The sequence below is a fragment of the Lacticaseibacillus hegangensis genome, from assembly GCF_003946465.1.
GTDB classification, from domain to species: domain Bacteria; phylum Bacillota; class Bacilli; order Lactobacillales; family Lactobacillaceae; genus Lacticaseibacillus; species Lacticaseibacillus hegangensis.
In genome coordinates, this window is record NZ_RHOL01000032.1 from 15,487 (window position 1) to 30,863 (window position 15,377).

At 59.6% G+C, this 15,377-nt stretch carries 14 protein-coding genes; 5 read left to right on the plus strand and 9 right to left on the minus strand.

Translation table 11 applies throughout. The annotated features are described in order from the left end of the window. Nucleotides 1-46: 46 nt before the first annotated feature. The 3 genes from EKM86_RS09885 to EKM86_RS09895 are packed head-to-tail and all read left to right on the plus strand — an operon-like array spanning nucleotide 47 to nucleotide 3,910. Complete coding sequence (locus tag EKM86_RS09885; RefSeq protein ID WP_125757514.1) at nucleotides 47-2,425, plus strand: ATP-dependent DNA helicase; 2,379 nt, start codon at nucleotides 47-49, stop codon at nucleotides 2,423-2,425. Then, on the plus strand, nucleotides 2,403-3,074 hold the full coding sequence (locus EKM86_RS09890; protein WP_125757516.1) for a hypothetical protein: 672 nt from the start codon (nucleotides 2,403-2,405) through the stop codon (nucleotides 3,072-3,074). The genes EKM86_RS09885 and EKM86_RS09890 overlap by 23 nt, the downstream gene beginning before the upstream one ends. Then, on the plus strand, nucleotides 3,071-3,910 hold the full coding sequence (locus EKM86_RS09895) for a sce7725 family protein (protein ID WP_125757518.1): 840 nt from the start codon (nucleotides 3,071-3,073) through the stop codon (nucleotides 3,908-3,910). The genes EKM86_RS09890 and EKM86_RS09895 overlap by 4 nt, the downstream gene beginning before the upstream one ends. Nucleotides 3,911-3,979: 69 nt before the next feature. Here EKM86_RS09895 and EKM86_RS09900 read toward each other — a convergent pair whose 3' ends face one another. From EKM86_RS09900 to deoC, 4 genes are all read right to left on the minus strand, one after another. Beyond that, nucleotides 3,980-5,479, minus strand: coding sequence for a C40 family peptidase (locus EKM86_RS09900; protein WP_125757520.1), 1,500 nt, complete (start codon nucleotides 5,477-5,479; stop codon nucleotides 3,980-3,982). A 205-nt stretch (nucleotides 5,480-5,684) separates the two neighbouring features. After that, the gene (gene deoD, locus EKM86_RS09905) at nucleotides 5,685-6,392 is read right to left on the minus strand and encodes a purine-nucleoside phosphorylase (RefSeq protein WP_125757522.1); all 708 of its coding nucleotides are present in this window, start codon (nucleotides 6,390-6,392) and stop codon (nucleotides 5,685-5,687) included. 18 nt (nucleotides 6,393-6,410) lie between these two features. Further along, nucleotides 6,411-7,604 (minus strand): phosphopentomutase, encoded by a 1,194-nt coding sequence (locus tag EKM86_RS09910; RefSeq protein ID WP_125757524.1) that lies wholly within the window; start codon nucleotides 7,602-7,604, stop codon nucleotides 6,411-6,413. Then, complete coding sequence (deoC, locus tag EKM86_RS09915) at nucleotides 7,604-8,272, minus strand: deoxyribose-phosphate aldolase (RefSeq protein WP_125757526.1); 669 nt, start codon at nucleotides 8,270-8,272, stop codon at nucleotides 7,604-7,606. Before deoC ends, EKM86_RS09910 begins: the two co-directional genes overlap by 1 nt. Nucleotides 8,273-8,394: 122 nt before the next feature. Here deoC and EKM86_RS09920 point away from each other — a divergent pair, with 122 nt between their 5' ends. Beyond that, the gene (locus tag EKM86_RS09920) at nucleotides 8,395-9,525 is read left to right on the plus strand and encodes a hypothetical protein (RefSeq protein WP_125757528.1); all 1,131 of its coding nucleotides are present in this window, start codon (nucleotides 8,395-8,397) and stop codon (nucleotides 9,523-9,525) included. Further along, entirely contained in the window at nucleotides 9,506-10,339 is an 834-nt protein-coding gene (locus EKM86_RS09925; RefSeq protein WP_125757530.1) for an alpha/beta hydrolase, read from the plus strand. Before EKM86_RS09920 ends, EKM86_RS09925 begins: the two co-directional genes overlap by 20 nt. Nucleotides 10,340-10,451: 112 nt before the next feature. Here EKM86_RS09925 and EKM86_RS09930 read toward each other — a convergent pair whose 3' ends face one another. From EKM86_RS09930 to EKM86_RS09950, 5 genes are all read right to left on the minus strand, one after another. Next, nucleotides 10,452-11,150 carry an ABC transporter ATP-binding protein gene (locus EKM86_RS09930; protein ID WP_125757532.1) on the minus strand — a complete coding sequence of 233 codons (699 nt, stop codon included), beginning with the start codon at nucleotides 11,148-11,150 and terminating at the stop codon, nucleotides 10,452-10,454. Further along, a complete protein-coding gene (locus EKM86_RS09935; protein ID WP_125757534.1) occupies nucleotides 11,143-11,925 on the minus strand; it encodes an ABC transporter ATP-binding protein in 783 nt (260 codons plus the stop codon). Before EKM86_RS09935 ends, EKM86_RS09930 begins: the two co-directional genes overlap by 8 nt. Further along, the gene (locus tag EKM86_RS09940) at nucleotides 11,894-12,868 is read right to left on the minus strand and encodes a branched-chain amino acid ABC transporter permease (protein ID WP_125757536.1); all 975 of its coding nucleotides are present in this window, start codon (nucleotides 12,866-12,868) and stop codon (nucleotides 11,894-11,896) included. Before EKM86_RS09940 ends, EKM86_RS09935 begins: the two co-directional genes overlap by 32 nt. A 2-nt stretch (nucleotides 12,869-12,870) precedes the next feature. Beyond that, entirely contained in the window at nucleotides 12,871-13,749 is an 879-nt protein-coding gene (locus EKM86_RS09945) for a branched-chain amino acid ABC transporter permease (protein WP_125757538.1), read from the minus strand. A gap of 61 nt (nucleotides 13,750-13,810) precedes the next feature. Beyond that, entirely contained in the window at nucleotides 13,811-15,004 is a 1,194-nt protein-coding gene (locus tag EKM86_RS09950) for an ABC transporter substrate-binding protein (RefSeq protein ID WP_125757540.1), read from the minus strand. Nucleotides 15,005-15,377: the final 373 nt, after the last annotated feature.

Below are 15,377 nucleotides of genomic sequence, written 5' to 3' on the forward strand. Positions count from 1 at the left end.
GAGTTTCACTGCGCCGGTTAAAATTGCTTAAGAAAGGAGCGTTCTCATGGCAGACAACCGCATTGGCGTGCGCGAGCTCGTCGAACTCACCGTCCGCACCGGTGACCTGGACCCGGTCACCACTAATTCCAACAACACCGCCATGCTGGGCGCTTCGATCCACCGCCGCCTGCAGGCCGCCCATGACGGCGACTACGAAAAGGAAGTCTACCTGGCCCAGACGGTCACGGTCAACGGTGTGGCCTACACCATCGACGGACGCGCAGACGGCGTGGACACCAGCCGCCCCCGTACCGTGGTCGAGGAGATCAAAACCTCGGCGCGCGACTGGGCCGACGTCACGCAAAACACCAAGGACCGCTACTGGGCGCAGGCCCGAGTCTACGGCCATTTTCTGTGCGACGAGCGCGATTTGGATGAGGTCGAACTGGATCTGATTTACTACCAAACGAATAACGATCACATCACGCGCTTCACCGAGGTGAAAACCGCGGCCGAGCTCGCCAACGACTTTCAGGACCTGCTGAACGATTTTGGTGACTGGCTGAAAATGCGCAGCGACATTGTCGCACGCCGCGACGCCAGCATCGACCCGCTGCCGTTTCCCTTCCCGGTCTACCGCAAGGGGCAGCGCGAACTGGCCGCGGCGGTGTACCGCACCGTCGCCAATTCGACGCGGCTGTTTGTCGAGGCTCCGACCGGCACCGGCAAAACCATTTCGACGCTGTTTCCGGTGATCAAGGCGATGGGTGCCGGACTCATCCAGCGCACCTTCTACCTGACCGCCAAGCAAAGCACCAGGCACGTGGCCGAAGAGGCGATGGCGCTGATGACCAAGCACGGCCTGCACGCCAAAAGCATCACTCTGACGGCCAAGGACACCATCACCTTTGCCGACGAGCCCGACGACCCCAGCATCAACCCCTACATGCTCGGCTACTACGACCGCCTCAAACCGGCGCTGAAAGACCTGTTGGGCCACGAGGACGCCATCACGCGGCCGGTGATCGAGCAGTACGCCAAGAAGCACACGCTGGACCCCTTCGAGTTTTCGCTGGACGTCAGCCTGTTTTGCGATGTCATCATTTGCGACTACAACTACCTGTTCGACCCGGCGGTGTTCCTGCAGCGCTTCTTTGCGGAACCGGACACCGGCAACTTCTTTTTGATCGATGAAGCCCACAACCTGGTGGCGCGGGCACGGGAAATGTACAGTGCCGAGCTGCTTGACACCGATTTTGCCACCCTGAGAGCCGCCATCGATAAGCAAAAGGGCAAGGGCCTGCCGCCGGTCAAAGGCGCCTTGTCCAAGGTCCTGACGGCCTTTGACGCCGTGCGCCTGACAGTCAATGACCAGCCGCTGACGTTTCAAAAACCGCAGCTCGACGACTTCATCGCGCAGCTGACCGGCTTCACCAGCGCCGTGCACGACTGGCTAGGCCAGGACCCGGACACGCGCGACCAGGCTATCGTTGACCAGGTGCTGCCGGTGTTTTTCAGCGCCACCAGCTACCTGCGCATCGCTGATTACTACAACGACGCCTACGAAACGGAAATTGAAAACGCCGCCGGGGCCATCCACCTCAAGGAGCTGTGCCTGGATCCTAGTCAGTTCATCTCGGACTGCCTGGACAAGGGACGCGGCGCCGTGCTTTTTTCCGCCACCCTCTCGCCGCTGCCCTACTATCAGGACATTCTCGGCGGCCGCGACCAGTCGCTGGCCTACCGTCTGCCCTCGCCGTTTCCCCAGGAAAACCTCAAGGTGTTGGTCACCAATTTCATCACCCCGACCTACCGCAACCGTGAGTCCAGCCTGCCGGCGCTGATCGCCAGCCTCACCATGATGGTCAGCACCAAAGCCGGCCATTACCTCGTGTTCCTGCCCTCACATAGCTACCTGACCACGGTCTTTGACGCCTTCAAGGCGGCCAACCCAGACCTGGCCACGGTCGTGCAAGGCGCCACCATGACCGGCGACGAGCGCACCGCCTTCCTGGCCCGGTTTCGCGACGATCCCAGCCCCGTGGTCGGCTTTGCCGTACTCGGCGGGATTTTCAGCGAAGGCATCGATCTGGGCGGCGACCAGCTCATCGGCGTCGCCATTGTCACGGTCGGCCTGCCCGGCCTGAACGCAGAAACCGACCGCCTGCGGGCGTATTTTGACGCGCAGGGCCAGGACGGGTTTGCCTACGCCTACCAGCTGCCTGGCTTCAACAATGTCCTGCAGGCTGGCGGGCGGGTCATTCGCGGGGCCAAGGACGTCGGCGTCGTGCTGCTGGCCGACAGCCGCTTCGCCGGGCCGCGATACGCGCCGCTGTTTCCGCCGCACTGGACCCATGCCACCGTCGCCACTGACCTTGACGACATGGCCGCGCAACTGACCGACTTTTGGGAGGCTCATCGTGAAAACACCCCTAACGCTTGATTTGGAAAAAACGCTGTACGCCTACTGGGAGGACCAAGGCGCGGTGGCAGTCGAGGAAGTGACCATGCCAGACGACCGTGGGATCGTCGACACGCTGGTCATGCAGCCCGGCGACCCGTTGACCTGGCGGTGCTTTGAACTGAAGGTGACCAAAAGCGATTTTCACAGCAGCGCCAAACTCAGCTTCATCGGCGACTACAACTACTTTGTGCTGCCGTTAACCCTTTACCAGCAGGTGGCCGATGAGATTCCCGCCGGCATCGGGGTCATGACCTACCAAGCCTTCGACCCGGCGGCCATCAAAGCGGCCACGGTGCCGATCACGGTGCCCGGCCAGCTGACCATCAGCCGCCCGCCGCGCCGGCAGGCCCTGCAGGTGCCAGAGGCGCAGCTGCTTGAGCGCTTCATCGCCAGCCTTAACCGCGAGGTGCAAAAGGCCAAGCAGGTGGACAAGGGCCTTTCGCACTTTTCAGACGAGCAGTTGCTGGCCGAAATCAAGCGGCGCTCGGATCAGTACCGCGTCTACGACCCCGAATCAAACCTTTACGACCGCGTCATGGGCGGGGTCGAAGGCACCGCCGTCAGCACGCTGCAGGCCGAAGTCGACGCACTCGCTGAGGAATTGGCCTTGCTGAGGCGGCCATCATGAACTACTACCCGCTGATTCGTGGACGCCAGTACGATCTGCTGGCCCTGAAAGAGGCCGTCGAAAAAGACGCCCTTTCGCCGCACGTGCTGCCGGTGATCGAACCCGTCAAAGACCTGCCGGCCCTGACTGCCGTGGCCAAGGCCTTCACCGCCCGAAAACATCTCCTGTTTGTCGTGCAAAACCCGCAGGTCGGCCGCTACGGCCTGCTAGCCAGCCCGGTGCACCGCGCCGCGCTATCGCCTTGGGTCCAGTCCGCACGGTACTTTGACGGCCAGACAGGCGCCTTGATCATCGCCGAGACCCTGGCGCAGGTGGTGGCCCTGCCAAACGGCCAAGTCAGCCTGATTCCTGCAGGCGCCCGGTTTCGCCGCCTGCACCTAAAGCACGCGGCGTATTTGGAAGACCACACCCCCACTCGCGAGCGCACCGAAGACTATCACCTGGTCCAGCGCGAATTTTATCAGTACCCTCAACAGACTTTGCCTGGCAGCGGCTTTGCCGACTACCCGCTGGCGACGCGGCACTACGATGAACGCGGGTACCCGCAACGGGCGCTGTCCCTGCATTTATTGTTCGAGCAGCACGAGCAGCTGTGGGTGCAGCATTTCACCTCAGTCAACAATGAGGACTTTAGCCACCCCCAGGACAAATTTTTCGAGGCGGCTGCCCCACTGTCGGCGTGGCTGACCGCAACTCCCAAAGCATCCACTCCGGCTTTGCGCGAGCTGATCGAGCTGGCTGCAGCCCGTCATTTCCCCGGTGCCGGCGTCTTGCGCAAGTTGCAGCTGCGGCATTTTCTCAGTGTGATGGGCCACTATCTCGACACCTCATTCTAACCACCTAACCACCAAAAAAGCGTCCATCTCTTTGATTAGATGGACGCTTATTGATTGTCGAAATTAGTTTTAGAACGCCACGCGAACCGCGAAGCTTGGGTTGAAGTACTGGGAAATCGTCCCAATTTGGACCGGGACGCCCGGCTTGACTGCATTGATGTACTGGTTGTTACCAATGGCCAGTGCGACGTGGTAAGGGGTCCCATTCGTGGCCCAGAAAATCAAATCGCCAGCCTGGACCTGACTCATGGAAATCCGCGTCCCGTTGTTTTGCTGTGTCCCGGTGTAACCGCCAAGCGTAATGCCCAGCGCATTCTTGAATGTGTAGTACATCAAGCCGGAGCAATCGAAGCTATTCGGCCCTTTGGAGCCCCATAAGTAAGGTTTGCCAATCTCCGCACGTGCGGTGGAAATCAGACGCTGAACCTTGGCGGCCCGGCTAAGGGTTGCCGTGGCTGCTGGCGCTGGCGCCGCGGTGGCCGGCTTGCTTGCCGTGGCCGTCGTGGTCGCAGGCTTAGCAACGGGTGCTGGGGTTGCCGCAGGAGCAGCTGGTGCTGCAGGTGTGGCAGTTGCCGCAGGAGCGGCCGGTGCTGCAGGAGCGGCAACCGTGCCAGTGGTAACCGTGTTAGCTGGCACATAGCCGCCAGAAGTCAGCTGGTACCACGTGGCACCGCCGGCAGTGACTGTGCCGTTGGCAGTGACCTGTTGGCCATTGCTCAGGTACTTGCCAGAAGCGGTCGTGAAGCTAGGGGCATTCCATACCGTCACGGCACCAGCGTAGTTGACCGTCAGGTTGAAGCTGCCGGCAGTGACTGCTGGGGTGACGGCCTGAGGAGTGCTGCTTGCAACAGCTGTCGCGGTACTTGCGGCAGGCGCAGCACTAGAGGCTGCAGGTGCTGCAGAAGAAGCAGCAGGTGCAGCGCTTGAAGCGGCAGGTGCAGCGGCACTAGCGACTGGCGCAGCAGAAGCAGCGGGTGCTGGCGTTACCGCCGGCGCCGCCACTGCCCCATTTTCAGAGGTAAAGCGTGCCGGAACGTAGCCGCCAGAACTCAGGCGGTACCATGTTTCACCATTGCTGGTGGTCTTGGCAACCGCTGTGACCTGTTGGCCAGCAGTCAAATAACGGCCAGTCGCCGTCTGGTAGTGAGTCGAAGCCCAAACCGTCGTCGCACCGCCTTCGTAAGTCACTGTCAGCGTGTACGACCCCACCTCGGTGTCGCTGGCGGAATTTGAACTGGTTGCCTGATCGGCTGCTGCGTTGGCGTTGGCAGTCTGGCCATCATCGGCCTGCAGATAAATAGCCGGGATCCATTCGTTAGCGCCAATCTGATACCAGATTGCCCCGTTAACGACCTTGGAGCCCTGAATTGCAATGCGCTGGTTGAACAGGACGTAGCGCTTGACCTGGTTAAAGGCCGGCGTCTGCCAAACAGTTGTTGCACCCTGTTGGTAAGTCACTGTACCGGTAGTTGCCGCGCTGACCTGATTCGGTGCAGACACCAGCGCTGCTAGTCCCGCAACCCCCGCGAGACCAGCGGTCAGTGCAATTGCCTTAGTCGATTTTCCCATACGTAAGTGCCTCCAATTTCAACATCACATTTACTGATTAAAAAAACTGCTTTAAGATTTCTTAACGATTAGTTTCAGCTTAGCACCATGCCTCGGCGTTTTCACCGAATAGGCGTTCGTTTTTGTCCAAATTGACGTGGCCAAAGGCGATAAGGCCCGTGAACAAGCGGCCTCAGCTGTCCAAGCACGTTATTTTTCATTTATGTTACAAACTGCACACAGTCTGCAACGCCAGGCGGATCATATCGTCGAAGCTGGTTTGACGCTCTTGGGCAGTCGTTTCCTCGCCGGTCACCAGGTGGTTGGACACCGTGAGAATGGCCAGCGCCCGCCGATGGTACTTCGCTGCCAGCAGATACAGCGCCGGCGTCTCCATTTCCGTCGCGAGGACCCCGTAGTCAATCAGCTTCTGCCGATCCATCTCGTCGTTGTAGAAACGGTCCTCGCCCAGCACGTTACCCACGTGGCAGCGCAGGTTTGTCTCACGCGCCAACTTGGCCGCCGTTTCCAGCAGACCGAAGTCAGCGAGCGGCGCAAAGTAGAGCCCGGCCCCGAACGTGTTCAAAACAATCGACGAATCAGTGGTTGCGCCTTGTGCCAGCACCAGGTCGCGGACCTTGACCTGCGGGGCAAGACCCCCGGTGGTGCCGACGCGGATCAGCGTTTTGACGCCGTAATCCTTCATTAACTCGGTCGCGTAAATCGAGATCGATGGGATCCCCATGCCGGTCGCCTGAACGGACACCCGCCGGCCCTGGTACGTGCCGGTGTAACCGAACGCGTTGCGCACGGTGTTGTACAGCACCGGGTCGTCCAGGTAGGTTTCAGCAATGTACTTGGCGCGCAGCGGATCCCCTGGCAGCAAAACCACGTCGGCAATCGCGTCTTTTGGCGCATCAATGTGTGTGCTCATGATTGTCCTCCATTCGAGCTATTTCAGTTCAGCCAAAAATGAGTGCCCAACGCCGGCGCCTTGAACGCCGAAGTTGTCCAGAATTGTCGCGCCCATGTCAGCAAACGGCGAGCGAATCCCGAGGCTGCCACCGCCTGGCAGGGACTTGCTGTATACGACCAGCGGCACATACTCGCGGGTGTGGTCGGTGCCGCGGAACGTGGGGTCATTGCCGTGGTCCGAGGTGATCATCAGAAGGTCGCTGTCTTGCATCGCCGCCATCAGCTCCCCGAGCTGCTTATCGAAGGCCATCAGCGCATCGCCATCGCCTTGCGCGTTGCGCCGGTGCCCGTACATGGCGTCAAAGTCGACCAGGTTGGTGAAAATGAAGCCTTCCCGAGCCGATTTGACCTGCTTGATCGTCTGGTTCATGCCGTCCTCGTTTGAGACCGTGTGAATGCCATCATCCAGGCCCTGGCCGGAAAAAATGTCGTTGATCTTACCAACGCCGTACGTCGGGATCCCGGCGGCCTGCAGCCGGTCGAGGTCCGTTGGCGCGTTTGGCATCAGCGCGTAATCGTGGCGGTCCGAAGTGCGCGTGAAATTGTCTGCCTTGTCGCCGACATACGGCCGTGCGATGACCCGGCCGATTTTGTAAGGCTGGTCGGTGGTGATGCTGCGGGCGTACTCGCAGATCTTGTACAGCTCCTTGAGCGGAATGACCGCGGTGTTAGCGGCAATCTGAAGCACGGAGTCGCCTGACGTGTAAACGATTAGGTCGCCGGTTTTCAGCTGCTCTTCGCCGTACTTTTTGATGACCTCGGTGCCGGAGTATGGCAGGTTGACGATCACCTTGCGGCCGGAAAAGTCCTCGATCTGCTTGATCAGTTTTGCGGGAAAACCTTGCGGGAAAAAGCCAAGCGGCTCGGTGACCGGCAGGCCCATCATTTCCCAGTGGCCATCCATGCTGTCCTTGCCGGCAGAAATTTCGTACATTTTGCCAAAGTAGCCGATGGGCCGCTCGATCGGTTCGACGCCCTTGATCGGCGCGTCTTCGCGAATGTTGCCCAGGCCGAGCTTCTGCCAGTTCGACAGCGCCCAGTCGCCATGGAAGAACTCGCCGATGTGACCCAGGGTGTCCGACCCCTCATCGTTGAACTTGCCGGCATCCGGCGCGGCACCGATCCCGATGGAATCCGTGACGATGCCGATGACGCGTTTAAATTTTCCCATCAGTCGATCACCCCGGCTTCCTTAAGAATGGTGACCCCGGCGCTGGCGCCAAGGCGGTCCGCCCCGGCCTCGATCAACGCCTTGGCTTCTGCATAGGAGTGAATGCCGCCGGCCGCCTTGACGCCCAGCCGCGTGCCGACCGTTTCGCGCATCAGCGCCACGTCGTGCACGGTGGCGCCACCGCTGGCAAAACCGGTCGAGGTTTTCACAAAATCGGCCCCGGCCGCTTCAGCCGCCTGGCAGGCCCGAACTTTTTCGTCATCGGAAAGCAGCACGGCCTCAATGATCACCTTGAGCACTGCCGCCTTGGCGTGCGCGGCGTCGGCCACGGCCTGAATGTCCGCCTTGACCTGATCGTCATGGCCGCCCTTGAGTTCGCCGATGTTTAACACCATGTCGACTTCCTTGGCGCCATCGTCAATGGCGTGGTTGGCCTCGTCGACCTTGATGAACGTGGTGTTTGCGCCCAGCGGAAAGCCGATAACTGTGCAGACGTTCACATCGGTGCCGCGCAAGGCGGCCGCCGCCCGCGGGACCCAGTAGGGGTTGATGCAGACGCTGGCAAAATGGTACTGCTTGGCCTGCGCGAGGACCGTGTCAATCTGATCCTGCGTGGCGTCCGGCTTGAGCAATGTGTGATCAATGTATTTCGCTAATGGCTTTTCCATGTTTTGCTCCCTCTTTTTAAATGTTCCAAACTAGTTAAATAGTACCATAGAACCGCTTTCTAAAATTGCCAAGAAACGATTCGGCTCGCATAATGTAGACGACCAAATAGGGGGAAAACGCCATGAGTTGGGCAACAAAACTAGAGTCCACGCGCGTCCTGCGCAGCTTGCGTGAGGCCTTAAAGACACTACGGCCGGTGCTGGTCATCGCGGCAGTGACACAGGCAGTCAACTTGAGCGTTGTGGTGAAGGACGGCTTTTTTGCCCAGATCTACCATCTGCGCTGGCCGCGCTTTTTGCCGGTGCTGCTCAGTAACTTGACCACCGTGCTGTGGGGCAGTCTGGCCTTGATGGTGGCGGGCCTCATGGTGGCCGAGCTGGGCCATCGGTACCTGGCCTTGACCGTGATCGGGGTGCTCAGTTTCATGGCACTGGCGACGGCGGACCCGACCCGGACGCTGAGCTGGCCGCACCTCGGCCCCAGCGCGCTGCTGCTGGCGGTAGTGGTCGCACCGCCTGTGGCCTGGCTGTTTGACCATGCGAAAAATGACCACTGGGCCGCGACCTGGCTGATTGGTCTGGTCCTGTTCGGGCTCGTGATTGGCGCCGGGGGCCGGCTGCTGGCTAACCACCTTTCCTGGTCGTGGCTGACGCTGCCGGATCTCCTGGTGCTGCCCGCTAACCTAGCGCTGACGTGGCTGGGACTGCCACCACTGCTGGCGCCGCTGACGAATTTTGCGATGAGCCCAGAAGCCGCCGCCAACTTGAACGCTGCGCTGGCCCACCCTAGTTTAAGCACCATCCCGTACCGCTTCACGACCGGCACCATCTTTGCGCCGTTTGCCAACATGGGCGGCACCGGGTCAATGCTGGCGCTAGTGCTCGCGCTTGCGCTGGTCAATCGGCGCGTCGCGGTTCCAGAGCTGGTGACGGCCACCGTCAACCTGCCATTGTTGACGCTGCTTTCGACGCCAGTCATCTTGGATCTGCGCATGCTCATCCCTTTTTTCCTGGCGCCGCTCGCCAGCAGTGGCATTGCCGCGTTGGCGCTCTGGCTGCACCTGATGCCGCCAGTGGTTTACCCCGTGCCGCCGAGCACCCCAGCGCCGCTCTTCGCTTTTTTGGGCACTAATGGCAACTGGTCAGCCCTGGTTGTCAGTCTGCTGTGCCTGGCCGCTAGTGTCGCGATTTACTACCCGTTTGTCCAGGGCTTAACTCAGGAGGCGAAGGCCGATGCGAAAATGGTTCGTTAAACTGTTGGTGTTCTGTGTCCTCCTGGTGGGAATCGGTTTTCCAGCCTACCAGTGGATGCACACCAGCGTCGAAAACGCCCGCGTCGTCCACCGCTCCCGCATGCGGCCGATTTTTCTGGTGCCAGGCAGCTCAGCCAGCCAGAACCGGTTCAATGCGCTGGTCTCCGCCCTCAACCGCCAAACCACCGGCCACAGCTACGTTAAAATCACCGTGACCGAGTCGGGTCGGCTGAAACAGTCAGGCCGCATCGCCCCTCGGGACCGCCAGCCCTACATCGTGGTCGCGTTTGCCAATAACAAGGACGGCTACCCGAACATTCAGCGCCAGGCGCGCTGGTTCAACATCGCCTTCACCGCCATGGCCAAGAAATACCACTTCGACCGGTTTTCCGCGATCGGCCACAGCAATGGCGGCCTGGTCCTGACTCTGTTTTTGGAGCGGTACATGGACCAGTCTAAGTACACCATGCAGCGCATGATCACCCTCGGCTCGCCGTATAATCTGGAAGAAAGCAAGCCCGCCAACCGCACGCAAATGCTGACGGACATGATCCGGCAGAAAAAGCGCCTGCCGGTTGATCTGACCGTGTACTCGGTGGCCGGGTCTGAGAATTACACGTCCGACGGCATCGTGCCGCTGGCCTCGGTAGACGCCGGCAAGTACATTTTTCAAAATCAGGTCAAACATTACACCATGATCACCCTGTCCGGCAGCAACGCCGAGCACAGTGATTTGCCCCAAAACCAGGAAACCATTGACCTGATCAAGCAGGACCTGCTGATCAAGAATCAGCGGCCTCAGCTGCGGCCATAACCCCCGCCTCACGCCGGTTTGCAATGAACCGGCGTGAGGCGATTTTTTCGTCCAACCAAAAAAGTCTGTCCCCCCTCAGGGAACAGACCTTAACCGAACCTCAATGACACCCTCAGCCGCCCAAGTATGCCGCGCGCACATCATCGTTTGCGAGCAGGGCCTTGCCGGTGCCGGTCATTTTGACCTGGCCGCTGGCCAGCACGTAGCCGCGGTCGGCGACCTGCAGCGCCTGGGCCGCGTTTTGCTCAATCAAAAGCACCGTCACCCCTTGGGCGTGAATGTTTTTGATGATGTCGAAGATCTTGTTGATGTAAATTGGCGCCAGCCCCATCGACGGCTCGTCCAAAAGCAGCAGCTTGGGCTTGGCCATCATGGCGCGACCCATTGCCAGCATCTGCTGCTCGCCGCCGGACAGCGTCGCCGCGTCCTGGCTGCGTCGTTCCTTCAACACCGGAAACTGGTCGTAGACGGCAGCCAGCTGCTCGTCTCGCGTCTTGGGCGACAGGTACGCACCCATCCGCAGGTTCTCGGTCACCGTCAGGCCTTCGAACACGTGCCGACCTTCCGGCACCTGCGCAATGCCGGCCGCAACGATTTTAGACGGCGACAACTTGGCCAGGTTCTGATCGTTGTATGTGATCGTGCCGGCGCTGGGCCGCAGCAGACCGCTGATGGTTTTCAGGATAGTGCTTTTGCCGGCCCCGTTGGCCCCGATCAGCGTGACGATTTCGCCGTCATTAACAGTGAAGTCGACGCCTTGCACGGCCTGAATGGCGCCGTAGTTGACCTTCAGGCCTACCACGTTAAGCATGGACGCCACCTCCCAGATATGAGTCGACCACGGCCTGGTCCTTTTGGATCTCGTTCGGGGTGCCCTCGGCGATCAGCTTGCCTTGATTCAGCACGTAAATGCGCTCGGCAATGTTCATGACCAGGCTCATGTCGTGCTCAATCAGGACCACCGTCAGCTGAAAATCGGTGCGCAGCTTGCCGATCAGCTTCATCAGCGCCGCGGTTTCCTCTGGGTTCATCCCCGCCGCCGGCTCATCGAGGAAAATGATTCGCGGCGACGTCGCCGTCGCGCGGGCGATCTCCACCCGCCGCTGAGTCCCGTATGGCAGGTTGCCGGCGTCGTAGTCGGCCACGTCTGTCAGGTCAAACTCGCGCAGCAGCGCATCGGTCCACGCCCCCACCTTGGCCTCTTTTTTGTAGTAGGCAGGCAGGCGGAAAATCTCGGCAAAGAAGTTTTCCGTGTACCGGTGCGTCATCGCCGCAAGCAGGTTGTCGCGAACGGACAGGTTAGCAAACAGCCGAATGTTTTGAAAGGTGCGCGCCAGGCCCAGCTTGGCCACCTGGTATGGCTTGTGGCCGAGCAGGGAAATGGTGCCAGTCGCCGTGGTCAGCGTGATCTTGCCAGAAGTGGGCGGGATCACCCCGGTCAGCATGTTGAACAGCGTGGTTTTGCCCGCGCCGTTCGGGCCGATCAGGGCCACCAGCTCACCGTCGTCCACGTGCATGTCGACGTTTGACACGGCGTCCAGGCCGCCAAACTTTTTACTCAGATTCGTGACTGTCAGCAGTGCCATGGCGGACTCCTTTCTTTTCAAACAGTTTGCGAATGGACACCTCGTAGCGGCCGAGTAGCCCGCTTGGCTTGAAGACCATGATCAAGATCAACGCCAGCGCGTAAATCACCATGCGCAGGGTGCCAAAGCTTTGCAGCACGGTGTCGAGCACGCCCAGCACGGTCGCGGCCACAAAGGTACCAGTGATTGAGCCGACCCCGCCCAGCACCACAATGATCAGGATCGAAATCGAGTTCATGATGCCAAAATCGCTCGGGGCGATGGTTTGGATGTACACCGCGTGCAGAGAGCCGGCGACGGCCGCCGTGGCCGCGCCCATCACGAAGGCAGCCAGCTTCCACTTGGTCGGGTTGATGCCCACCGCCTCGGCGGCGATGTCGTCTTCGCGAATCGCCTGAATCGCGCGCCCAGCGCGGCTGCGGGCGAAGTTGACGATCATCAGGGTCGTCAGGCACACCAGCACGTAAACGGTCGGCCAGTTGGCCAGCGCCGGAATGTTGTACATCCCCGCCGCGCCGTTGGTGATCTTCAGGTTGTTCAGAACCACGCGGATGATCTCAGACGCGCCCATCGTGGCAATCGCAAGGTAGTCCCCGCGCAGCCGCAGTGTCGGAATGCCGATGATCACCGCGACGACCATAGCGATCACGACCCCGACGGCCATCGACAGGTAAAAGCCAAGCGCATTGCCCAAGTACTGGGTAATGATGGCCGTGGCATAGGCCCCAAGCGCCATAAAGCCGGCGTGGCCCAGCGAGAACTGGCCGGAAAACCCGATAATCAGGTTCAAGCCGGTGGCCAAGATGATGTTGATGCCAATGGTGACCAGCATGTTTTCGATGAAACTATTGATCACACCGACCACGATCAGTTCATTGATCAGGTAGAAGCCGGCAACGGCGATCGCCAGCCAGACCAGCGCTGCTTTCCATCTTGCTGCCATGCTCACACCTTCTCCTTCACGTTTTTGCCAAAGATCCCGGCCGGCAGGACCACGAGGATCACGATGAGGACCACGTAAACCGCCGCGTCCTTATACGCCGACAACCCGATCGCCTGCACGAAGGTTTCCAAAATGCCGATGAGAAATCCGCCGAGCGCGGCGCCTGGAATCGACCCGATGCCGCCGACAACCGCCGCCACGAAGGCCTTGATGCCGGGCACCATGCCCATCAGGGGGTCGATCGAGTTGTAATACAGTCCGATCAGGACGCCGGCCGCCCCGGCCAAGGCGGAGCCCAGGCCGAAGGTGAAGGAAATGACGTGGTTGGGATTGATGCCGACCAGCTCGGCGGCCTCTTGGTCGACCGCCACGGCCCGCATCGCCGTCCCCATTCGGGTGTGCTGCACAATAAGCTGCAGCGCAACCATCAGGAGCAGCGACACCGTCACGATCAGCAGCTGAATGTTGGTCACCGCCACGCCGAACACGGTGAAGCGGTGCGAGGCCACCACCTGCGGGAAGTTGCGGGTGTTGGCACCGAACAGGAAGGACATGCCGTTTTCAAGGAAGTACGAGACGCCAATCGCCGTGATCAGCGCAGTGATCCGCGGCGAGTTGCGCAGCGGCTTGTATGCGAGATATTCGATCAGCATCCCCAGGGCGGCGCAAATGACCATTGAAGACACCAAAGCCACGCCGAAATCGACGTGGTATTGGTTGATCACATAGTAGCCCCAAAAGGCCCCAATCATATAAATGTCCCCATGCGCAAAGTTGATCAGCTTAATGATCCCGTAGACCATGGTGTAGCCGAGGGCCAGCAGCGCGTAAATGCTGCCGAGACTCAAGCCGTTGATCAATTGCTGGAAAAAGGTTTGCACGAGAGCGCCTCCTATGGGTTGGTGCAACAGGGTTAATTTGCCCGCTCCACCTAATTAACAATTACTTCTGTTCGACAGCGGATACGACCTTGCCGTTGGTCAGCTTTTCGATCATGATCGGCTTTTCCGGATCATGCGTCTTGTTGACGGTCATGGCACCGGTCACGGCTGGCATGTTCTTGATCTTGGCCAGGGACTGCGCGATCTTGACGGAATCGGTGGATTTGGCATCCTCGATCGCCTGCTTAACCATCAGGACCGAATCGTAAGCCAGCGCGGAGAAGGTCGGCGCGTCGGTGTGATACTGCTTCTTGAAGTCAGCCATGAAGGTCTGGGCCATTTTGTTCGTGGAACCAGACTTGGTGGAAAATGGCGTGGTGTAGTAAATGTCAGACGCGTTTTCGCTGCCAGCGATTTCAGCCAGCTTCGGGTCTGCCATGCCGTCGGAGCCGATGATCGGCACGTCGATGCCCATCGAGCGGGCCTGTTTGATGATCAGGCCGGCCTCAGAGTAGTAACCCGGAACGTAAATGGCATCGATATTCTTATTCTTGATCCCGGTCAGCAGGGCGTTGAAGTCCTTGTCGCCTTCGGAGAAGGACTGCGTCGAGACAACGCTGCCCTTGAAGGCGGACTTGAAGGCCTTGGCGAGCCCGGTGCCGTAATCGCTTGAGTTGTCTTCAAGAATCGCGACGTTCTTGGCCTTCAGGGTGTTGTTGGCAAAGTGCGCTGCGGTTTCGCCCTGGAAGTTATTTTCAAAGCAGGCGCGGAACACGTACGGCTGAACCTTGCCGTTTTTCTGCAGGGTGTAATCCGGGTCGGTCGCACTTGGGGAAACGGATGGCACCTTGGCCTTGGTGATGTTCGGGATCGCCGCGGTCCCGTCGTTGGTGGTGGCGGGGCCGACAATCGCGGAGACGCCATCAGACCCAGCGAGCTGGGCGGCAACAGAGCTGGAACCGGAAGTCGTGGACTTGTTGTCGCGGATCACAGTCTTGATCTTCATCTTCTTGCCGTTGACCCTGATCCCACCGTCTGCATTGATCTGCTTAACTGCCAAGTCAAAGCCCTGCTTCATCTGGTTACCATAGCCGGCAGCGGCGCCGGACAGCTCCATGTTCATGCCGATCTTCACGGTGTTACCCGTACTGGAATTGCCTTTATCGCCGGCGGAAGTCGTCGCACACCCAGCCAGAGCAATGGCACTCACGGCCGTGATCGCGCCCAGCATCACTTTTCTCATCGAAATCTTCATAACTGATCTCCCTTTTCCCTTAAGTGTCAGATGCTTTTCAAAAAAAGTGGCCTCATCATTGATGAGGCCGCATCTGGCAGGCCCCATCATCACGCGAATGAGGGCCTGTTCACATCAGCTTGCGCTAACGGACCGGGTCCTACTCGAGCAACAACAAGGCCAAACTGCGGAAAGAGCGAGCCGCACAGAACTGATCGATTGATTGTTTCATGAAAGCTCACCCCTCCTTAAATTAGTTAATGATTAGAATTTACACCAACTACTCATTATCGTCAACCGCTATTTTAAAATTTGCCAATAAAAACCACCCGTCGAACGGGTGGTTTTCTCTGGGGCTATAAGCCCCTGTTGCTGGCTGCGTCTCAAGGCGCTG